The following is a 22244-nucleotide window of genomic DNA, read 5'->3' as shown; positions in this document are numbered from 1 at the left end:
ATACATCACTGCTTTTATCTGTCTCTCATTTAAACCAAGCTTTCTCAAGTACTCTTCGGTGTATTTATCCTTTCTAAAATATACAGAAAACCCGCCCAACTCTTCTTTAAATTCTGGTTCAGGAAGGTCTGCTAATTTCATATTATCTATTATTCTGCCTGTTCCAGAGCCCATCTCTTCTATAAAACCAGCAAGGTAAAAAATGTGCACTATTAATGGATTTCTTGGTACTGAGGGGTGAGGCTCTCTTAGCTGATCAATAGTTATACCTTCTGGCAATTCTCCAATGTTATAAAACCATATATAATCATCAAAAATTTTAATTTGGGTTTGAACATTCCATCTGAAATAATCTCTGTGGATCAATGCATTCATCAAAGCCTCTCTTACTGCTGGCAAGGGATAATCCCATATCTCTTTTCTCACAAGTTCTTTAATCTCATATCTTACTCCAAGAAAATTTTTTATTGTTTCTTCTCCTTCCATCGCCTGTTTAAAAAGGTTACCACCTATCAATCTATCCCCAATTGGAGTTATCTCATTTTTGAGTCTTATCACACGCAACACAGCATTTTAGAAATATTTTTGGAGGTCTTTTCCGAATAAAACTATGGCTGCATTTGTCAATCTGCCCTTATTTGATAATTTTAAATGCTCAAAAAGGGCTTTTATATCTACATTTTCATCAAATACCGTGAATCTTCCCATTGCATTTGCCATCCTTATAAACATCCTTACGGTCTTTTTGTCTATCTCCTCAAATTCTGCTTCCCTGTTTACAAGAGAATCCCAATTCGCTTCTTTCAAGAAAAATTGTCTTAATTTTTCAGCTCTCATCTCCCTGGTCGTATTACCAACCCTCTCATAATACCTTCCATTAAAAGAAATGGGCACTTTTGATTTTTGAGTAGTAATTACAATGATCTTTTTTCCATTTTTCTCTTTTACTTCAATTTGTGGGTGCAATCCCAATTTGTCTATTATTTTTTGAGTGATTCTTTCCAATGCTTTATTGTCTATCTCAATACCCTTTACTTCTCCATTATCAGCCACACCCACTATTACCTCTCCACCTTTGGTATTAGCCATAGCACATATAGCCTTTAATACTGAATCTCCAAAGGTTTCTTTATACTCTCTGTCTATGGTTTCCATATCACTAAACATCCAATATTCCTCTGAATACATAACTTATTTACTTTTCTATTTATCTCTATTTATCTTTTAAAGACCATAAAATGATACTTCCCTCTTGCCAAGTGGAAAAACAGACTTATAAAGGTTTAAACAATCTTGTGCATAGGATATCCTGTATAAAAAATTTTGTATTTTAGTAACATACGCAAATTTATCTAAAAAATATTCTTCTAAACATCCATCTTCTAGGCCATATATCTTAAACCAAAAAGTGCTTTCTTGTGTTGAATATATAGTAGATGGAATTGAAACCAGGGCGAAATTATCATCTTGCCCTCGTAATTTAAGAAACACCTGAGTTGATCTTACTGCATCAATGGTATCCACATAGACTTTATCCATGTACATATCCCTTGCACATAACACACTTTTAAAAATATCCACAATTTTTTCAAATTCAAGTCCATCTATCTGTTCATCGTCAATTATAATATCAATTAGTATAAAAGGATTTTTGGACAAAATAAGATTGTACAGTCTTAAAAATTTTTCTCCATTTAAAAGCCAGCTAACATCAGATATGTGAATCATTATGGAACACATTAGATTGTCCAAACAATTTAATGCAAAATCATTTATATCAATGCCCCTATCTTGTAGATCTAAAAGATATATTGGATATACATTGTTAGATAAATAAGACTCATCAGGGAATAGCAGGGGAAACTCCCTTGGGAACAGGTCTATATCTATTTTTTCTTCTATTGAAACAAATGTCTCTTTAATCTCTGCTCTGTCCATATTTTTTGTCTTTTTTACAAGATAAGGCGGCTTATTAGTATAATCTAAGCCTAATTTCGTTGATTCTGACCTGAGTTCAGTACCTGGCAAAACACACAAGGGATAGATGCCAAATTGATCTGCTAGTTTATTTTCTAAGACAAAATCAACTCCTTTTAATACATCCCTAACTCCATCTCCAGGAAGTCCTACAATCAAATCCAACAAAATATCTATTTCCCTTTTTCTTAACTCCTTTATTCCTGAAACAAAATCCTTTTTATTAAACTTTCTGTTTATTAAACGCAGGGCAACCTCATTTATACTCTGCAATCCCACTTCTACTTTTTTTACGTTGATTTTTTTAAGTAACTCAGCAAGTTCTATTGAGACATCTTCTGCATTTAATTCACAAAAAATATATGGACCGGATTTGTTTAATACTTCATGCAGTCTATTTAAAAATAATTTTGAATCTTTTCTCCTAAGAAATGATGGATCAATAAAGCTTATCTCATTTACGCTCTTATCCCATGCCCATTTTAATTCAGAGATGACTTTTTCAAGGGGAAAATATCTTATTTTTTTAAAATTTTTGTGGTAATAGCAATATTTACAATTGTGTACACACCCCCTTATGGTTTCAATTAAAATTGAACCATCATAAGAAATACAATCAGCATCCATATGGACCAATGGAATTTTGTTTAGAGCAATAGATCTTCCATATAAAAATATCTTTTGTTTAACTACTTTTACATCAGCTATGCAATTTGCTAAATCTAATTTTGATTTAGTAAATTCTAGTTTACTTGCAATATCAGCAAGGACTAATTCTCCCTCACCAATTATACCAATATCAAATCCACCTACATTCAATATAAATTCATTGTCTAAATTTACTTCAGGACCTCCTATTATAACTAAAACATCAGGGAGTATTTGTTTTAATTTCCTGGCAATGTAAAGAGATCTTTCTACATTCCAGAGATATAAGCTAAAGCACACCACATCTGGCTCTATATCCACTATAGTTTTAATTATCATACTATCTGAGCCAAATGTCTCTACCTTTTTATCAAGGCAAATAACCTCAATATTTTTTATTACACTTCTCAAAAAACAAGATAATAAAGAGGATGTATAAGGGATATGAGCGAAATTTTCTCTTAAATCGTGGGAAACAACAGGTAGTTGAACAAACAACCATGTATGTCTTTTATTTATTAACATTTTTTCTATGAGGGGCAATCTGGTATTTATACACTGCCTTGTTGTGTTCCTTTAAAGTGGTACTAAACTTGTGGGTCCCATCTCCCTTTGAAACAAAATAGAGATAGGAATGTTTTGCTGGATGTACCACGGCCAAGATAGATGAAACAGTGGGAGAACATATAGGTGTTGGTGGAAGTCCATTATATCGATAGGTGTTATAAGGATTATCTTTATCTCTCAAGTCCTTTTTCCTTAAATTTCCTCTAAATCCCGGTCCTAAACCATAAATAACTGTAGGGTCACACTGAAGGCGCATATTTTTTTTAAGTCTATTTAAAAATACTCCTGCAATAATAGGCTTTTCAAAATCATACAGGGCTTCTTTTTCAACTAACGATGCAAGAATAACTATTTTATATATTTCATGACTCTCTGGCAGGGATTTTTTCCATACATGTTTTTTTACCTCTCGCCAGAATTCATCCACCATTTTTTCAACAACTTCCCTTGCATGTTGCTTATCCACCCCTTTTTCAAAAAAATATGTATTGGGATATAGATATCCCTCTGCACAAGGGCCAGGGATATTGTTTTTATCTAAAAACTCCCTGTCAAAGATCACCTTTTTAAAATCAGAAAACTTTAAAATCCCTTTTTTCTCGAGCAACTTTCCAACTGACCACCAGGCTTCTCCTGGGGGTATTGTAACTTTGTGCAAATATGGTGGCCCAGATATTAAGTATTGAAGTAGTCTTTTCTGGCTCCACCTTGTGTTTATTAAAAATTCTCCAGACCTTATCTTGTTTTCAGCATTTGTGAGTCTGCCCATTAAATAAAAAAGTTTGGTATCTTTTAAAATACCCTGTTTTTTCAGTCTATCTACAACATCTTTAAAAGTTTCTCCTTTTTTTACTTTAAAAACTACATGTATACCATTTTCATCAATTGGAGAGTTCCATAAATATTTTCCATAATAATAAATTCCCACAACAAAAACTAAACATATAAACAACCAGAGCAAAATTAAAATATATAGAGTATGTTTTAATTTTTCTCTCATAAATTTTTGGATGAAAAATAGGTAGTTAAGATGTCCACTGCAGCCTGTTGATCAACCACTTTTTTAATTTTTTTTGCTGACATACCCCTACTTTTAAGGTTCTGCTCTGCACTATAAGAGCTGTAGGACTCATCTACTAGATATACAGGGACATCCAGCCTTTTTTTCAAATCTCTGACAAGGTTTTTCACCTGTCTGGTTATTAATGTTTCTTCTCCATTTATTCCAATGGGAAGACCGATAACTATCCCCTGGATATTTTCAGTATCAACTATGTAAGTAATATCACTTACTAATTTCTTCCGTGATGTGTAAATCAAAGTCTTATAGGGCAAAATTAGTTTTTCATTGCTAGTTGATATGGCAAGGCCCACCCTTTTTTGCCCATAGTCTATAGCCAGGTATTTCATCGAAAAATTCCTTAATCCAACTTAGTCAACTTAAAGCAAATAGATCCACACCTCAATTGGGGTTTGTTGGGTTTGTGGAAGTTTTTGAGTTTAGGGGCATCCACCTATCGTTAGACTTTAAGCATATATCAATTTTTCTTCTTTAGGTTGTGGAATTGGGTCCCCAAATTCTTTTGCTGTGTCAATCCAAAGGTCTATAGCAGTCTTTATATTTTGAATCGCCTCTTCATAACTATCTCCATGAGCCATACATCCTGGCAATTCAGGAACTTCAGCAATAAAAGCATTGTCTTCTTTACTCCAGTAAATTATAATTTCATATTTAATTATCAAATTTCTTACCTGTCTTACTTGATATGGTATTGCATGAGGGCCATCTTTTTGGAGATTAATTTTTTCTATAACTCCTTCTTTTCTAAAAATATGATGACTTCCTCTTACTCTTTCTTCAAATCCTAATTTCTTTAGTAAATTACACAAATCAATAAATTTTATTTTATTATCAGCTTGACCAGTTAATATTGTAAATATCAGTTTTTGATATTTCCCCATTATTTTTCTCTTTTTAAGTCTAACAACCTCTTAACACATCAACCCTTTAAAATTGATTTTAGTTCCTTTTTCCATTTTTTCCCACCAACTAGATAGGCGAGAAATTCCAATATGTGTAGAGCTTCTCGATTGTAGTCCCTTTCTGCGAATATTCTTTGCAGCCCAACTTTACAAGAAGGACATCCAACAAGGACTGGAAGCTCTTTTTTATAGTCTTTTAAGTCCAGTTCAAGCTGTTTTTTCTTTCTTTTTTTTATGGTATAATAAATTGCAGGAGATGTAAGGGCTCCAAGCCCACTTTCTCCACAACAACCTGGACTTATTTTGATATTTACGCCAAACAACTTTTCCAATTTCTCTTTATATATATCAGCAGACTTTAATCTAGGAACCCCAGACCATTCCACATGGCATGCCTGATGATACACAAGAAAATCTGTTTCCAATTTCTCCTTAAAAGGAAAACAAAGTCCTTTATTTATGAGTTTTTCCACTAAAAACTGGGTACAGTCGTACGTCTTTGTATCTTTCTCAAGAAAATGCTCCAGCCCATAAGAAGATATAGATTCTAAACAGGTACCACAAGATGTAAGCACTACTATTTCTGGATTCTTCATCAGGTTATTTGTCTTAATTGCAGCAGTTATCCTTTTAATATTTCTAAGCTTATTTTTCTCATATTCTTCCCCTAAACCACCTGCAAGCAAGGGATATCCACAACACATATGCTCATTTGGAATCACCACACTAAAACCAAACTTTAGGAGTAAATAAATAGATGCAAGGCCAATGTCTGGGAAAAACAATGCAGCTCCACATCCAGGGAAATAGAACACCTCTTCTTTGGATACCGATGTATAGGAATTAAAATAATTTTTTTTCTTTGCCTTTAACTTAGAATATAAATCAATTATGCCCAGATTCGGGCCAGGACCTGAAATTAATGGATGCTTAAATTTTGTTTTCACATTTTCAGGAATTACTTTTACAATATTGTTCTGGAGTTTTTGTCCAATTGCTAGGACCTTTGCTACCTTAGGAAGATAATTATTTTTTTCGTTTAAGTACCGCAGTATTGATGCCTTTATGGGGTGATGACCAGATATTGCCCTTTCTTCTAAAAATATTCTTAAATTCAAAATTTGCTCACCAGTATTTATCTTTACTGGACACATCTCCATGCACCTGCCACATGAAGTGCAGGCATCAGCTATTACTGTGATCATTTTTAACAGCTTTTTATTTGGCTTATTTTCCACTATCTTGGTATAATAATAGGCCTCCAATAGAGCTCCTAAAGAAATTATCTTGTTTCTAGGATGATATAAATAACCTTCTTCAGGATAATACATTGGGCAAACCTGTTTACATTTTCCACACCTTGAACATATCTGAACGTTTTTCAAGATGTAAATTAGTTTATCCTTATAAGGAATAGATGTTTTGTTGATGTCCTCAATTAATTTATTAAAAGAAAACGTGTAAGGAACAAAGTTTAGAGATCTTCTTGTTAATTTGTCTGGATTAAAGATATTATTTGGATCCACTATTTCCTTATATTTTCTGAGTTCTTCAACGCGTTTTGCATCTAGATAATTTATCTTTGTTATCCCTATCCCGTGCTCCCCAGAGATAGCACCACCTAATGAAAGCACCTTTTCAAATACCTTTGAAGCTGCTTCCTCTGCCAACTTCATCATCTTGGAATCATTGGAATTAACAGGGATATTCACGTGACAGTTACCATCACCAGCATGCATATGATTTGCAATAGTTATCCTGGTATTTAACATGTGTTGTTCAATGGCGGAAATTTCCAGCTTCTGGGCAGGATATCTGCTCTTTAGATCCCTGAAGAAAAAATGTATCTGGAGCATAAATTCTTGTTCAGGAAGTTTTGCAACATCAATCTTTCTATTTAAGATCTTTGAGGTAAAATTGATCTCCATATCTATAAATTCATCCCCTGGATCTACACCATCAACCTTTAAAACTTCCTGCAAGGCATCTCTATAAGCCAGGGCTGCATAATATAAATTTAACTCCTCCAAAAATTTTGAAAATTCAGGAATAACATCTATTGGTATAACAATATCTTCATTAATCTTAAAACCACTGGTACGCCTGGCAATTGCACTCAATTTATGCCTATCTTCCCAGAATATTTCTGCCTCTTTTGCGTGCTTTGCAATGAATACATCCACATTCTCATGTTGTTTTGCAATCTTTGCCACTTGTTGTGTGATTTGTTCCAGGGCTTCCCTATCTTCAGAATCTAATTGAATAAGTAGAACTGATATTGGATCTCCTTCAAATGATATTGATTTCTTTTTATATTCTATTGCCTGAACATATTTTGCCCCAAATTCTTCTAAGGCAGACATCTTTACCTTATCGCCCTTTTTTCTTATCTCATCCCTCAATTTTACCAGATCCTTGATCACCAGCATCGCGTTTTCCATAGTATTTCCATAAAATTCCAAACAGAGAGTGGAAGAAAATGGGAGCTTTTTATAGAGCACAAAACATGCTTCAGTGATTATCCCATCCACTCCTTCTTTCTGGACTCCAGGAAGCCCCCCTAAATACTTATTGGTAACATCCTTACCAAGGCCAGTCCCCCTTATTTCGTCTCCTTTTAATTCAACAACATCAATCAAGGTATTGTCTTCAGAATAGATCTCAAATACAGCCACTTCGTGGGGCAAGATTTTGTGCCTGGGGTGTGCTTTTCTCTTAACTTCAATACTCTTTCCATTTGCCAACACCATCTTATAACTCAAAATATTGTCCAGCGTGGTTCCATACTCAAAGGCAAAAGGACCACCTGCATTTTCAGAAATATTTCCCCCAATTGAAGAGGACGCCTTTGACGCTGGATCCACTGTAAAAAGAAGTCCATATCTGGCCGCTTCTTTTGCAGCATTAAGTGTAATAACCCCACTCTGGGCACACATAGTCATAGAACTTTTATTTATACTAAGGATCTTTTTCATTCTGCTCAAACTGAGAATCACTGTACGGGGCCTGCAAGGGATGGCTCCCCCAGTTAGTCCTGATCCTCCACCCCTGGGAACAAGATAAAACTTCATTTCATTTGCAAGCTCAACTACCTTTTTTACTTCTTCCATACATCCAGGAGCAACCACAAACATTGGAAGTTCCACCCTAAGGTCAGTTGCATCAGTAGAACACTCTACAAGGTGGTTGGGAGATGTGTATATATGTTTAGGATCTATATATTTTTTAAGTCTGGATATCACCTTTTTACTAAAGGCCTTATCTTCTAAATACTCTTCCCAAAATCTCTTTAAACCTTTAACAAGAAGATTATATACATCTTCATCTAAAACACCCCGCTCATCTTCAAGCTGTTTAAACACACTCTTAAATACAACTTCAGAAGGAATGTAAGGGTTGTAGCGTATTAAAAAAATCTCAGAGCACAAACTCTCCACAGTCTCCTTGGTGTATTCTGGCCACTTGGCGATATCTTCTTCTGATACACCAAGTACACGCTCAATTAATTTAACATTTGCAATAGATATGTGAGGACTTTTTCTGTACATCTAATCATTCTCCTTAATAAAAATATTTTAAACCCTCGTGGATGTTGGATAGGAAATATGAAGTGCTAAGCTGACTCAAGAATATATCAATCTAACCATTTCTTATAAGTTAATCAAGAAGTAATATCTATGGCTCCCCAATCACTAGGGGTAGATGCATTTTTTTATGACACGAATTTCTATGTTTTTCTGGTAATTGTGGCATCTACACAAAAAATACCATTGGAATTAACAATCAGGGGATTTAAATCAAGGGACTCAATCTCATCAAATCTTTGTCCCAACTCTCCAAGGATTTTTATAATCTTTGCCAGGTCTAACCTATTAATTTCTGGATACTTTCTATATCCTTCTAAAATCTTTTGATTTTTAAGATCATACGTAAATAGATAGGCTTCTTTTAAAGAAAAAGGTGCAACTCTAAATATCTTATCTTTCAAAATCTCTGCAAATATTCCGCCAAATCCCAGCATAACCACAGGTCCAAAATTTTTGTCCCTACTTAATCCAGCAATCAATTCATATCCTATTTCTAGTTGTTTCTGTATTAAAATCGTTCCATTATCAGAGATCTTTTTATTTAACTCCTGATAAGCTGCCCTAAGCAGTCCTTCTGTATGCAAATTAGTTCTAACAAGTCCGTGTTCTGTCTTGTGTATAAGTCCTGGTAAAATACCTTTTAATACAACTGGATATCCCATCTTTTCTGCATAAAAAATAGCTTCCTTTTCTGAAGCTACCAGGTATTCCTCCACAGTAGGAATCCCTAAACTCCTCAAAAAAGATTTGGATTCATATTCATCTAAAATCTCTTTTTTTGATGGCAATGGACAGTTGATGGGTAAAGGCTTGTCATTCAACAGATTAATGTCCACCTGTGGCTCCTCTTTTTTATAAAACCTAACCACTTTATCCATAACTTCCACTGCCCTGGAAATCTCTTGAAATATTGGCAATCTTAATTCCCTACAAAGCTCAAACAACTTATATTTTGACTCACGATCACCTGAACCCCACAAAAAAACTGGCTTATTTAGCCTCCTTGAAATATTTTTAATTTGTTTGAGATCTACTCCACCCAATTGTCCCACAGAAAAAACATGAAGAAAAATAAAATCTACACCATCATCTTTACATATTTCTTTAAAGATATGTACATATGCAGATGGCCCATTTTTCTCAACAGCTGGCCACACATCTGCTGGATTAGAAATAGGTAGCCACTCAGGGGCAAACGATTTGATCTTCTTTATTGTATCATTACTCAAGTTTGCCAGTTCAATGGATTTGTCTTTGAACAGATCAGCACTAACAATGCCTGCCCCTCCACTGTAGGTTATAACCGCCACCTTACTACCTTTGAGGTGATATTCATCCATAAAAGAAAACCCGAGGCACTGGTCCATCATTTCTTTAAAATCATTTGCCTCTACCACATTTGCCTGTTCAAAAATTCCAGATATCACTTCATAAGAGCCTGCATAACTGGCCGTGTGTGTTAAGGCTGCTTTTGCCCCTTGTTTGGTCTTACCCCCTTTTAAAACAACTATGGGCTTTTGTGCGTTTTTGACCAGGTTCAAAAATTTTTTCCCCTGTTTTATGGATTCTAAATACATTCCAATCACTTTTGTCTCAGGGTCATTTAATAAATATTCTAAGAGATCACACTCATCCACATCCAATTTATTCCCAATAGAGCATGCCTTGGCTATTCCAAATGGGCCTGATGAGCATGTATCTATTAAAAAGCCCGCACTAAGCATACCACTTTGAACAATAAGGGATATATCTCCTGGATAAATAAAATCCCAAATAGTAGGAGAGACAAAAGAAAATACGTACCTTGCGTGCATATCAACGATCCCCATGCAATTGGGACCCCAGATTCTAATGCCGCTCTGTTTCCTTATCTCTAACAATTGCTTCTGCAACTTTTCTCCAAACTCACCTGATTCAGCAAATCCCCCAGATTCAATTATAACCCCTTTAACTCTTTTTTTTACTAGCTCTAAAATTACATCCACAACTACTTTAGCTGGAACAAATACAATGGCTAGATCTAACCCTTCAGGAAGTTCAGAAATACTGTAACATTTGAAACCCTCTATCTCATTATATTTTGGATTTACAGGATATATCTCCCCTTTAAACCCCTTTTTCACATTATTTAAAATTATATTTCCACCCTTTGTTTTTTCCTTACTTGCTCCAATTATTGCTATCTCTTTGGGGTAAAAGAAAAAATCTAAACTATCCATAAAATCCCTCTTTAAAAAAATAGACTTGCAGTAAGTAATTTGTTAAAATTTATAAAAACAAAATTGGCAATTTTTCTATGAAAAATAATATAATAGCAAAATTAATTAGAGTAAAGGGCAAAGTACAAGGAGTAGGCTTTAGGCCATTTGTATACAAAATAGCACTAAAGTATAATCTTGTTGGATATGTATTAAACGATGCACAAGGAGTTGAAATATTAATCCAGGGCAAAGATATTAATATAAAAAAATTTGAAATAGAACTTTATAAAAACCCGCCTGAAATATCCCAAATAACAGAAATTTATTCAGAAAAAATTTCATGCATATCAAATATAAACTGTTTTGAAATAAAAAAAAGCAGACAAGCTGTTTCCCACGATGTATTAATTAGCCCTGATGTTGCAATATGTGATTTATGTGTAAAAGAATTATTTAATCCAAACGATAAAAGATATTTATATTCATTTATTAATTGCACAAATTGTGGTCCAAGATTCACGATTACTAAGAAGATTCCATATGATAGAGAAAATACATCTATGTCCTGTTTTCCCATGTGTAAAGATTGTTTAAGAGAATACAACGACCCAATGGATAGACGTTTCCATGCACAGCCAAACTGCTGTCCAGTGTGTGGACCCAAAATTTATCTTGTTAATCAAAAAAATAAAATCATTTCCCAGGGGCTAAATTCCATTGAATATGCTGCTGAAGAAATACTGGATGGTAAAATTCTTGCTATTAAAGGACTTGGAGGATTTCATATATGTTGCATGGCAGATGATAAAAAAACTATACTTAGACTTAGAAAATTAAAAAATAGACCATATAAACCATTTGCCCTCATGGCAGCAACAATAGATGATGTGGAAAAAATTGCATACTTAACAGAAAAAGAAAAAGAAATACTAAACGGAAAGATAAAGCCAATAGTTATAATTAATGCTAAACAGGGAGTATTGGCAAAAGAAATATCTCCAGATACTGAAGATGTAGGTATTATGCTTCCTTATACTCCACTTCACTATGTTCTATTCTATTATTTAAAAGATAATCTTCCTCCTAATAGATTGCCTATACTTATAATGACCTCTGGAAATATCTCCTCTCATCCAATATGCATTTCAAATAGAGAGGCCTTAAAAAATTTAAATGGTTTTGTAGATTATTTCCTGCTACACAATAGAGATATATTAATTAGATGTGACGACTCTGTTGTGACGATTTTAAATAATAGAAGACAATTATTCTTTAGGCGTGGGAGAGGATATGTTCCATCTCCTATTTTTTTAAAGGAAAAATATCCACCATGCCTTGGAGTTGGGGCAGAGTTAAAAAATACCATCTGTCTGGTAAACAAGGAAAAAGCATTTGTATCTCAATATATTGGAGACTTAAAAAATCTAAAAACCTATAACTTCTTTTTAAATACCATCAATCACTTTAAAGAAATACTAAAAATTGAGCCAAAGGCAATAGGTTGCGATCTACATCCAGACTATATGTCAACCAGATATGCCAGAGAACAAAAAGAACTAAAGCTATTCCAAATCCAACACCACCATGCCCATATTTTATCTGTAATGGCAGAAAATGGGATCTGTGGAGATGTAATCGGAATTTCTTTGGATGGATCTGGACTTGGAGATGATAATACCATCTGGGGAGGAGAAATTTTTATTGTTTCTAAAAATCTATCTTATACGAGGATAGGCCACTTTTATCCCATAAAACTTCCAGGCTTAGAATCTGCTATAATAGATATCTGGAAGATTGCTCTATCTCTTTTATATGAATGCCAGGTCTATGACCTTGAAAAATATCTCCCTGAAATTTCTCTAAATCAAAAACAAATAGTTTACAACATGCTAAAAAAAGACATAAATTGTATCTTAACGACTAGTTGTGGTAGATTATTTGATGGAATATCCGCCCTTTTGGGTTTAAAGACAAAAATAACATATGAAGGGGAAGGTGCCATAGCCCTGGAAAATATTCAAGATAGAAAGTTAAATGATAAATACCATATAGAAATAATCAAAAGATCAAATAAATATATTTTAGATTCAGTATCTCTAATAAAAAACATTTTAAAAGATATGGATAAAAATATTCATAAATCCATAATAAGCAGAAAATTTCATCTAGGATTATGTAGTGCATTGGCAGAGCTGGCACTAAAAATCTCTAAAGAGACCAATATAAAAATTATTGCATTAAGCGGAGGAGTGTTTCAAAATAAAACTATATCAACTTACCTTGAGAATCTCTTATTACAAAAAGGACTAATCCCCAAATTCAATAAACATCTTGCCCCAAATGACGAAAACATATCCCTTGGCCAGGCATATTATGTGGCAAAAAAATTACTAGACTAAATATTTGGAAGAAATCACCTATCAAATTAATTATATGCCAAGTTATCATAATGGTTGACATGAAGTATTAACCATGTTTAGTTAAAAAGAAATGCACAAATAAAAAATAAATTGTATCTAACTAGGAGGGATTTATGAAAAAATTATCCAACCAAGTTTTAGGGGTTCTGATACTCAGTTTTTTGATTTTCTTAATATGCAGGATCTATCTGAACAACCTATTTGTTGAAGGGGGAATTTTTTTAGTAGCAATTATTATTTGCCAATTACTCATCTCAAAATCCTCTGGATCAATCCAGGCCCTAACTGACGCAATTCGGGAAGGAATGATAAATAATTCCTTTGAATTAAATTTAGAGGACATAAAGGATGCTACCCTAAAGAAAATAGGCGAAGAGATAAATAATTATCTAAAGAACATATATGATAGCTATATCTGGAAGCAAGGAGTGGTTGATGAAATACCCATGTGTGCAATCATTTGCGATGAAGATAATAGAATAATTTATGTAAATCAGGAAATCATAGATTTTGTTCAGCAGGACGGAAAACCTGAAGACTTTGTCGGCATGACTGCAGCAGAATTTTTCTATGGGGATCCCAATCATCCCACAATTACTGGAAGGGCATTCAAAGAGCAAAAAAAGATAACCGGAGTTAGGGTGGAAGTGACAGGAAGAAAGGGGAAAAAAGTCTTTACAGAAATAAATGCAGCTCCATTTTATGACCCAAATGGAAAATTAATTGGATCATTTGCCATTTTCGCAGATCTAAGTGAGTTAAAAGCAGAGCAGGAAAAAACGGCCCATCAGGCAGAAATACTTAAAAAAGCTGTTATAGAAGCAAAGGAATTATCTGAACAATTAACAGCCATGAGTGAAGAGTTTACCAATCAGATAACAGCTGTAAACTCTTCAATGGAAGAACTTCGTGGTAGGACTGATGAAGTAGCAACTGCTATGGATGAAATGAACTCTACTGTCTTAGAAGTTTCTAAAAATGCAGCCCAGGCAGCTGAAGCTGCTGAAAACACCGCTAAGAAGGCACAGGAGGGAACAAATGCGTTGGATAAAGCCATTTCCCTGTTAACCGAGGTTCAGAAAAAGGCCAAGAACCTCCAGTCCCACATGGAGGAGATGGAAAAACAAGCTGAAGGCATTGGTGAAATAATCAATACAATTTCAGACATTGCAGACCAGACCAACCTCCTTGCGCTAAACGCGGCAATTGAAGCTGCAAGAGCAGGAGATGCAGGAAAGGGTTTTGCTGTTGTTGCAGATGAGGTGAGAAAACTGGCTGAAAAGACCATGACAGCTACCAAAAACGTGGAGGAATATATCCATACAATTCAAAATAGTGCCAAGACAAACATGATGAGCACACGGGAAGTTGCAGAGGCCATTGAACATAATATGGAGATAAGTTACGAGGCAAAACAACTCCTAGATGAAATGGTAAGGCTCTCAACAGAATCCATGGACCAGATTCGTTCCATAGCCACTGCAGCAGAAGAGCAATCAGCAGCATCTGAACAAATCACTAAATCAACAGAAGAAATAAACCAAATATCTCAGGATACTACTGAAATCATGGAAAGAACTTCCAGTTCCACTGAACAACTTACCATGATGATTCAACAATTAAACCAGATGATCGCTAACATGGATATAGAAAATGAGTAAATATAAAGGGGTCCTCAGAGCCCCTTTTTTATTTACTCGAAATGATCTTTAATAAATGCGTATCCATACCAGCGTATGCGTCTTTTGATAATAATTCTATATTCTTCAAGGTCTCATCCAATGTGTGTCCGCAGATACCATCGTATCTGGTGAGAGATATTCCTTTTTTTGCAAGGGATATTGAATTAAGTGCACTTGATATAGCCATAAGCACTTTTAATGAGCAACCAGGCTTTGCACCATCACATAAAATCCCAAACATTGATACAAGGTGATTGTTCACTGCCTTTTTTGATATTTCCCTATCTTTTGTCATAAGAAAAGAGATAGATGCTGCAACTGCTCCACCAGAAGACAGACCACAACTACAAACAGGAGTAATTCTTCCCATATGTGACTTTAATTTTGATGTAAATAAATGGGACAAACAAATTCCCTTTAAAAAATCTTTATCTGGTATTTTTAAATGAGACTTGACCACCCATAATGGAATAGTTGCAACTATACCGTTATTCCCACTCCCAGCAGAGCTCATAGCAGGATATGGACATCCTCCCATCCTGGCATCAACTGCTGCAACTACATATTTTTTAATCTCTGTCTCTAAATCTACCATATCAGAACGTGTATCATCTGAAAACATTGCGCAAACATTATAACCCCATTTGCCATTTATTCCCTCCATAGCCAGTGCAACATTCATTTCCACTCCTATTTTCAAAAAATCCAGATCTTCAGATGAAAGCTCGTCTAAGAGATCAAACAACTCATCACAGGGAGTCTTTTTCAACTTATCAATAATAGTTAATTCATCATGTTTCATCTCAGATACACATGTTTTGTTTTTTGATAAAACTTCCTTTCCATTTAACTTAAGGGAAATAAGATTATTGTGAAGCCCTGATATAATTGCTTCTCCTATATTAGGCCCACCTTTAATTTTCGCCTTACAATAAATTCCATCTTTATCTTCATCAATCAAAACCAATACCCTATTTAAAGAAACAAGGTTGCGCGCCAAATCCAAATCCTTTTTTGATGTAGAAGATAACACCTCTAAATCTTTTTTGGGATCGCCTGACACAGCACCTAAGGCAGCTGCCATATATATCCCTCTTTCTCCTGAAGTTCCTGGCAAAAAAACCCCTTTTGCATTTTTGTAAAGACCAGGGGATAGGGTAAGTTCTATCTCATCAACGATTCTGTCTGAAATGAGTGAGGCTGCATGGGCACAGGTTAAGGCTATACACACAGGCTCTGTACATCCCAATGCTGGTTTTACCTCAGTTTGCAAAAATTCTTTTATGCTAATCATATATTTACCCCACTAAAAACTTGTATATTTGGTATTAGTTATATAAAATTTAATATTATTTAACCAGCAAATATAAAAAAATATAAAGATGAAAAATATTGGGATAATTTTTGTTTTTGAAAAAAGCAATAAATATTCTATTAATGCGCTGCTAGGTGCCCTGGAGACAAAAAACTATTTTGACAAAGTAGATGTATTTTTAGCCAATAACAAAAATCTCTTTAAACTCCTCCCTTGCCTTGTATCAAAATATGAAAAAATAGCCATTGCATATTCTTTTTTCACAGCTCAACTTGAAGAGGTAATTAATTCTATATCACAAATCAAGCCAAAATGGCCTCATCTTATTTTTATAGCAGGCGGGCCACATGCAAGTGGAGATCCTAAATCCTGTCTAAAACTAGGCTTTGATATTGTGGCAAAAGGAGAAGGAGAACAAACAATTATAGATATCATAAAGTATATGTGTGATACAATATCCTTAGAAGAAATTAGCTCTATTTACTATAAGACTAACGAACATATGAAATTTACAGGAAAAAATGAGTTTGTTAATTTAAATGAATTCTCTCCTTTTAGTATAAAATTTAAAAGATTTGGACCCATTGAGATAACCAGGGGATGTCCATTTGGCTGCTTCTTTTGCCAAACTTCTTATATCTTCGGCAAAAGACCAAGACATAGATCAATTGACTCAATATTAAGCACCGTTGAGATCTTATACAAAAGGGGCATGAAAGATATTAGATTTATAACCCCAAATGCATTCTCTTATGGATCTCCAGATGGGAAAACAATTAATTTTAATAGATTAGAAGAATTACTCATAGGGATAAGGTCAATAATTAAAAATAATGGAAGAATCTTTTTTGGCAGTTTTCCCTCAGAAGTAAGGCCTGAACATGTAAATGAACAGACTATTGAATTAGTAAAAAAATATGCAAATAACAACAATCTTGTTATAGGGTGTCAGTCTGGAAGTGAGAGAATTCTTGATCTATGTCATAGGGGACATACTGTCTTAGATGTATTTAAAGCTGCGAAATTGTGTGTTAAAAATCAATTAATACCCAAAATAGATTTTATTTTTGGATTGCCAGGGGAACAACAAAAGGATATAGACGAAACTATAAAAGTCATGAAGGAACTCACAAAGATAGGGGCCAAAATACACGCACACACATTCATGCCCTTGCCAGGTACACCCTTTGGCAAGCTAAATACTAGAGATATAACCCCTTATTCTCGATTTATTAATTATGCATTACCAAAGGGACTTATTTTTGGAGAATTTGAAAAACAGAAAAAAATTAGTGAAAAAATAAGTAAAATAAATAGGAGTAATAGGTATGGATTACCTCTTAAATAAATACTGCCATGAAATTTTGTCCACTATAAATTTTATTGCACAGATACAGGATGTGGATCTGCTATTGGAAAGAATCTTAACAGAGGCCAGACGACTCACAAATGCTGATGCTGGATCTATATACAAAAAAGAATCAAATTTCCTTCATTTAAAATATGCTCAAAATGAAACTAGAGAAAAAGACCTCCCTCCTAACAAAAAGCTCATATATGAGACTTTTTCATTCCCCATAGACGAATCATCTATTGCTGGCTATGTAGCAACAACTAAAAAAACTTTGAATATAGATGATGTTTATGCAATTCCTGAGGACCTTCCGTATAAATTCAACAAACAAGTAGATAAAACCTCCAACTACAGGACCAAATCAATGCTAACGCTTCCCCTTTTAAATCCCAAAAAAGAGGTATTGGGAGTTTTACAGCTAATAAATGCAAAGGATCCATCAACAGGGGAAATTATTCCATTTCATTCTGAATTTGTTCCAGTCATCACTTTTTTAGGTGAATGTGCATCCATTGCCCTTGAGCGCGCAAGCCTACTTCGAACTATTGTATTGAGAATGATCAAAATGGCTGAATTAAGGGACCCCAAAGAAACAGGCACACATGTTAATCGCGTTGGAGAATATTCAGCAATCCTTTACGAAGCCTGGGCATACAAAAACAATATCCCAGAGAAAAAAATAGACCAAAATAAAGACATAATTAGAATTGCAGCGATGTTACACGATGTTGGCAAGGTAGCCATTTCTGATACAATTCTAAAAAAAGAATCAAAATTAACAGATGAAGAGTATGAACAAATAAAAACTCACACATTTATTGGAGCAAAACTATTTGAAAACCCTACATCTGAAATTGAAAAAATAGCCAGATTAATTGCTCTAGAACATCACGAACGATGGGATGGATGTGGATATCCAGGGAAGATTGAAGAAAAAGATGGAAAAATTATAAAAGTGGGTTCCAAAAAAGGTGAAGAAATCTCCATTTGGGGACGGATTGTGTGCTTAGCTGATGTTTTTGATGCATTATCTTCCAAAAGGTGTTATAAAGATATGTGGCCCGAAGAAAAGGTCCTAGAGGAAATAGCAAGACAAAAGGGTAAACAATTTGACCCCCTCTTGGTGGATATTTTTTTTGAAAATATAGATTTAATAAATATGGCAAAAAAGAGATACTCAGAACACGGGTTATATCCCCAAAATTAAAGACAAATTAAGGAGTTACACAATATTATTTTGATTCTTTCTAACAATCATCACGTCAAATTAGTTTTAATTTTTACTATGATGTAGTGGTTGTAATTCCAAGTAGTGTAATCTTATGCTGAACTAAGACAAATTTTTTAAAAACCAGTCTGCATTTGTATAGGCATTATATGATAAAGATATAATCTTTGTGTTAAAGGATTTTATCAGGTTCCATTATGTGTAGGTATAACTCTACTAAAAAAATCTATATTAGAGGAGAATGCATAAATGATTATTCTTGCTGTAGATACAGGAGGTACATTTACAGATTTTATTTATCTGAAAAATGGGAAGTGGGGTGTATATAAAATACTTTCTACTCCCAATAATCCTGCAGAAGCTGTCTTAAATGGCCTGGAGTATATTTTAGAAGGAAATCCTGGGAATATTACTCATGGTTCTACAGTGGCAACTAATGCTATATTAGAAAAAAAAGGGGCCAAGTGTGCATTAATAACCAATAGAGGATTTGAAGATATAATAGACATTGGCAGACAAAATAGAAAGAAGTTATATGACCTTTACTATCAAAAGAATAAACCTCTTGTGGCAGAATCCATGAGATTTGGAGTTGATTGCAGGGTAAACTCCAAGGGTAAGATTATTAAGGAGTTAAATACAGAAGAGGTGGAGTTATTAATTGAAAAACTAAAAAAAATGGAAGCAGAATCAGTTGCTGTGTGCTTTCTCTTTTCTTTTTTAAATGATAAGCATGAGAAGATAATAGGCGATTATCTAAAAAACAAGGGTTTGCATTATTGTCTATCCAGCCAGATCCTACCAGAATTTAGGGAGTATGAAAGACTATCAACCACAGTAATAAATGCCTATGTTTCTCCTAAGATGGATAGATATTTAAGCTATATTAAAGATAATTTAACTAATGGATCTAAGTTGAGGGTGATGCAATCAAATGGTGGAGTTATTTCAGCAGAAGTGGCAATGTCTGAGTCAGTAAGAACAATCCTCTCAGGACCTGCAGGGGGTGCAGTTGGAGCTTTTGAAATAGGAAAAATGTCTGGTTTTGAAAAATTAATAACTTTTGATATGGGTGGAACATCCACAGATGTGTCTTTGATCGACGGGAAATTGCCTTTGACTGTTGAATCTGAAATAGATGGATATCCTGTAAAGGTTCCCATGATAGATATACATACTGTTGGTGCTGGTGGAGGATCTATTGCTTATAAGGATGAAGGTGGGGCATTGAGGGTAGGACCTATTAGTGCTGGTGCTGATCCTGGTCCTATTTGCTATGGAAAAGGGGAGCAGATTACTGTAACAGATGCAAATCTTTATCTCGGACGTCTTATACCAGAACACTTTTTAGGTGGAAACATGAAACTTGTAAAAAACAGGTTGGTCAGTTACTTTTCTCAACTGGCCAGGGAATTTGGCATATCAGAAATTGAGCTTGCAGAAGGTATTCTGCAGGTTGCTAATACCAATATGGAAAGGGCCATTAGAGTCATCTCTGTAGAAAGAGGATATAATCCATCGGAATTTACCTTATTTTCCTTTGGTGGTGCAGGGGGTATGCATGCACCTTTTTTGGCAAAATATCTCAATATTCCACGGGTATTTGTTCCAAAAAATCCAGGGATATTATCTGCCATCGGGATGCTGCTCTCAGATATTATAAAGGACTATTCAAAGACAGTTATGTTAAAAGACACGCCAGGGGCTGAAAATTTAAAATCTTTTTTTGCTGATTTAGAAAAGCAGGGAATTAAAGATTTATTAAATGAAGGAGTTGAAGAGGAAAATATTACCCTGGAGTTGTATCTTGACATGAGATATATTGGCCAGTCTTACGAAATCATAGTACCCTTTTCCAGGAATTATGTGGACACATTTCATGAGTACCATAAAAGACTTTATGGTTATGCAAATTATAAAAAACCAGTAGAGATTGTTAATCTGAGACTCAGGGCAAGGGGCAAGATGAAAAGACCTCAATTTGAGAGGAAAACACAAAAAATTGAAAGGTTGTCAGAAAAGTCCTATCTTGGTGATACTGATGTTATTTTTGATGGAAAAAAGACCAAAGCAAAGGTCTTAAATAGAGATTTTCTTCAATATGGTAATAAGTTTGATGGGCCTGCTATAATTGTAGAATACTCATCTACTATTGTAGTTCCGCCTAGTGCTTCAGTTGAAGTGGATCCATTTGAAAACCTTATTATCCATGTGTGAGGTGTAAAGATGAAGGTCAACCCAATTCTATTAGAGGTATTTAAAAATAGATTTGTATCCATATCAGAAGAAATGGGGGTTACATTAAATAGAACAGCTTTTTCTCCAAATATTAAAGAAAGAAGGGATTTTTCGTGTGCTATATTTGACGAAAATGGAGATATGATTGCGCAAGCTGCCCATATTCCTGTACATCTTGGATCAATGCCTATGAGTGTAAAGTCAGCAATTGAAAATGTGGATTTGAAAGAAGGTGATATGGTAATCTTAAATGACCCTTACAAAGGGGGAACACATCTTCCTGATGTAACTATTGTGGCACCAGTTTTTTTAGGACAGAAAAAACCGCAATTCTTTGTGGCAAATAGGGCACATCATGCAGATATAGGAGGCATGAGTGCTGGTTCAATGCCTCTTGCGACCTCCATATTTCAAGAAGGCATTATTATCCCACCTTTAAAGATTCTAGAAGGAGGGGAAATAGTAGAACCTTTGATGAAATTTCTCATTAATAATGTAAGGACCCCTTATGAGAGAGAAGGGGATTTTACTGCTCAAATAATGGCTAATATGACAGGAACTAAGAGAATAGAAGAACTTATCCATAATTATGGGCTTGAAATGGTCAAAAATTATGCGTTAGCTATAATGGATTATTCTGAGAAAATTTTAAGGCGCAGGTTAAAAGATATTCCCAATGGAGTATATAAATTTGAAGATTATATGGATGATGATGGAATTGAACGAGAAAAGATAAAGATTGCTGTTCAAATAACTATTGATGACGATACAGTAGTTGTGGATTTTAAGGAAAGTGATGATCAAGTTAAAGGGAGTATTAATGCTGTCTATTCCATCACACTTTCTGCAGTCCTTTATGTGTTTAGATCCCTTATTAAAGATGAAATTCCAACAAATGCTGGATTGTTAAGGCCCATTACCTTGATAACTCGCAAAGGAAGTATAGTTGATGCCAAATTTCCCGCAAGTGTTGCAGGAGGAAATGTAGAAACATCTCAGAGAATAGTTGATGTGTTGCTAGGTGCCCTTTCCAAGGCCCTCCCA

At 34.5% G+C, this 22244-nt stretch carries 15 protein-coding genes; 6 read left to right on the top strand and 9 right to left on the bottom strand.

All coding sequences use genetic code 11. From position 1 onward, the window contains the following. From ACY2V1_RS08385 to ACY2V1_RS08350, 8 genes are all read right to left on the bottom strand, one after another. Positions 1-558, bottom strand: a 558-nt coding sequence (locus tag ACY2V1_RS08385; protein ID WP_461834349.1) for an ATP-binding protein, incomplete at its 3' end; no start/stop codon positions are given. A 15-nt stretch (positions 559-573) separates the two neighbouring features. Next, positions 574-1167 carry an AlbA family DNA-binding domain-containing protein gene (locus tag ACY2V1_RS08380; protein ID WP_461834348.1) on the bottom strand — a complete coding sequence of 198 codons (594 nt, stop codon included), beginning with the start codon at positions 1165-1167 and terminating at the stop codon, positions 574-576. A gap of 57 nt (positions 1168-1224) precedes the next feature. Then, positions 1225-3150 (bottom strand): B12-binding domain-containing radical SAM protein, encoded by a 1926-nt coding sequence (locus ACY2V1_RS08375; RefSeq protein ID WP_461834347.1) that lies wholly within the window; start codon positions 3148-3150, stop codon positions 1225-1227. Further along, a complete protein-coding gene (mltG, locus tag ACY2V1_RS08370; RefSeq protein WP_461834346.1) occupies positions 3137-4192 on the bottom strand; it encodes an endolytic transglycosylase MltG in 1056 nt (351 codons plus the stop codon). The genes ACY2V1_RS08375 and mltG overlap by 14 nt, the downstream gene beginning before the upstream one ends. After that, positions 4189-4602: a Holliday junction resolvase RuvX gene (gene ruvX / locus ACY2V1_RS08365; RefSeq protein WP_461834345.1), complete on the bottom strand. Its 414-nt coding sequence runs from the start codon at positions 4600-4602 to the stop codon at positions 4189-4191. Before ruvX ends, mltG begins: the two co-directional genes overlap by 4 nt. 117 nt (positions 4603-4719) lie before the next feature. Next, positions 4720-5154, bottom strand: a complete 435-nt coding sequence (locus tag ACY2V1_RS08360; protein WP_461834344.1) for a type II toxin-antitoxin system HicB family antitoxin — start codon at positions 5152-5154, stop codon at positions 4720-4722. A gap of 38 nt (positions 5155-5192) precedes the next feature. Further along, on the bottom strand, positions 5193-8723 hold the full coding sequence (locus ACY2V1_RS08355; protein WP_461834343.1) for an FAD-binding and (Fe-S)-binding domain-containing protein: 3531 nt from the start codon (positions 8721-8723) through the stop codon (positions 5193-5195). Between the two features lie 179 nt (positions 8724-8902). Next, positions 8903-10981 carry an acetate--CoA ligase family protein gene (locus ACY2V1_RS08350; protein ID WP_461834342.1) on the bottom strand — a complete coding sequence of 693 codons (2079 nt, stop codon included), beginning with the start codon at positions 10979-10981 and terminating at the stop codon, positions 8903-8905. A 77-nt stretch (positions 10982-11058) separates the two neighbouring features. Here ACY2V1_RS08350 and hypF point away from each other — a divergent pair, with 77 nt between their 5' ends. Together hypF and ACY2V1_RS08340 are read left to right on the top strand one after the other, a co-directional pair. Next, positions 11059-13362, top strand: coding sequence for a carbamoyltransferase HypF (gene hypF / locus ACY2V1_RS08345; RefSeq protein ID WP_461834341.1), 2304 nt, complete (start codon positions 11059-11061; stop codon positions 13360-13362). Positions 13363-13496: 134 nt separating this feature from the next. Then, a complete protein-coding gene (locus tag ACY2V1_RS08340; RefSeq protein WP_461834340.1) occupies positions 13497-15044 on the top strand; it encodes a methyl-accepting chemotaxis protein in 1548 nt (515 codons plus the stop codon). Between the two features lie 28 nt (positions 15045-15072). Here the strand turns inward: ACY2V1_RS08340 and ACY2V1_RS08335 are convergent, their stop codons facing one another. Continuing rightward, the gene (locus tag ACY2V1_RS08335) at positions 15073-16359 is read right to left on the bottom strand and encodes an L-cysteine desulfidase family protein (RefSeq protein ID WP_461834339.1); all 1287 of its coding nucleotides are present in this window, start codon (positions 16357-16359) and stop codon (positions 15073-15075) included. An 88-nt stretch (positions 16360-16447) separates the two neighbouring features. On the opposite strand from ACY2V1_RS08335, the gene ACY2V1_RS08330 reads away from it, so the two are divergent. The 4 genes from ACY2V1_RS08330 to ACY2V1_RS08315 form a co-directional block, all read left to right on the top strand. Continuing rightward, complete coding sequence (locus tag ACY2V1_RS08330; RefSeq protein ID WP_461834338.1) at positions 16448-17728, top strand: TIGR04013 family B12-binding domain/radical SAM domain-containing protein; 1281 nt, start codon at positions 16448-16450, stop codon at positions 17726-17728. After that, positions 17709-18941, top strand: coding sequence for an HD domain-containing phosphohydrolase (locus ACY2V1_RS08325; protein ID WP_461834337.1), 1233 nt, complete (start codon positions 17709-17711; stop codon positions 18939-18941). Before ACY2V1_RS08330 ends, ACY2V1_RS08325 begins: the two co-directional genes overlap by 20 nt. Positions 18942-19211: 270 nt before the next feature. After that, positions 19212-21179 (top strand): hydantoinase/oxoprolinase family protein, encoded by a 1968-nt coding sequence (locus tag ACY2V1_RS08320; protein WP_461834336.1) that lies wholly within the window; start codon positions 19212-19214, stop codon positions 21177-21179. Between the two features lie 9 nt (positions 21180-21188). Next, on the top strand, positions 21189-22244 hold a 1056-nt coding region (locus tag ACY2V1_RS08315; RefSeq protein ID WP_461834335.1), incomplete at its 3' end, for a hydantoinase B/oxoprolinase family protein.

The organism is Desulfothermus sp., assembly GCF_053993635.1.
The sequence above is the reverse complement of the archived record's forward strand: the minus strand, read 5'-3'. Positions and strand labels throughout refer to the sequence as shown.

Excerpts from the sequence above, each read along its gene's own strand:
- ACY2V1_RS08350 (WP_461834342.1), bottom strand. The coding sequence starts at position 10,981 with ATGGATAGTTTAGATTTTTTCTTTTACCCCAAAGAGATAGCAATAATT.
- ACY2V1_RS08330 (WP_461834338.1), top strand. The coding sequence starts at position 16,448 with ATGAAAAATATTGGGATAATTTTTGTTTTTGAAAAAAGCAATAAATAT.
- ACY2V1_RS08355 (WP_461834343.1), bottom strand. The coding sequence starts at position 8,723 with ATGTACAGAAAAAGTCCTCACATATCTATTGCAAATGTTAAATTAATT.
- ACY2V1_RS08380 (WP_461834348.1), bottom strand. The coding sequence starts at position 1,167 with ATGTTTAGTGATATGGAAACCATAGACAGAGAGTATAAAGAAACCTTT.
- ACY2V1_RS08325 (WP_461834337.1), top strand. The coding sequence starts at position 17,709 with ATGGATTACCTCTTAAATAAATACTGCCATGAAATTTTGTCCACTATA.
- mltG (WP_461834346.1), bottom strand. The coding sequence starts at position 4,192 with ATGAGAGAAAAATTAAAACATACTCTATATATTTTAATTTTGCTCTGG.
- ACY2V1_RS08340 (WP_461834340.1), top strand. The coding sequence starts at position 13,497 with ATGAAAAAATTATCCAACCAAGTTTTAGGGGTTCTGATACTCAGTTTT.
- hypF (WP_461834341.1), top strand. The coding sequence starts at position 11,059 with ATGAAAAATAATATAATAGCAAAATTAATTAGAGTAAAGGGCAAAGTA.
- ACY2V1_RS08360 (WP_461834344.1), bottom strand. The coding sequence starts at position 5,154 with ATGGGGAAATATCAAAAACTGATATTTACAATATTAACTGGTCAAGCT.
- ruvX (WP_461834345.1), bottom strand. The coding sequence starts at position 4,602 with ATGAAATACCTGGCTATAGACTATGGGCAAAAAAGGGTGGGCCTTGCC.
- ACY2V1_RS08375 (WP_461834347.1), bottom strand. The coding sequence starts at position 3,150 with ATGTTAATAAATAAAAGACATACATGGTTGTTTGTTCAACTACCTGTT.
- ACY2V1_RS08335 (WP_461834339.1), bottom strand. The coding sequence starts at position 16,359 with ATGATTAGCATAAAAGAATTTTTGCAAACTGAGGTAAAACCAGCATTG.
- ACY2V1_RS08320 (WP_461834336.1), top strand. The coding sequence starts at position 19,212 with ATGATTATTCTTGCTGTAGATACAGGAGGTACATTTACAGATTTTATT.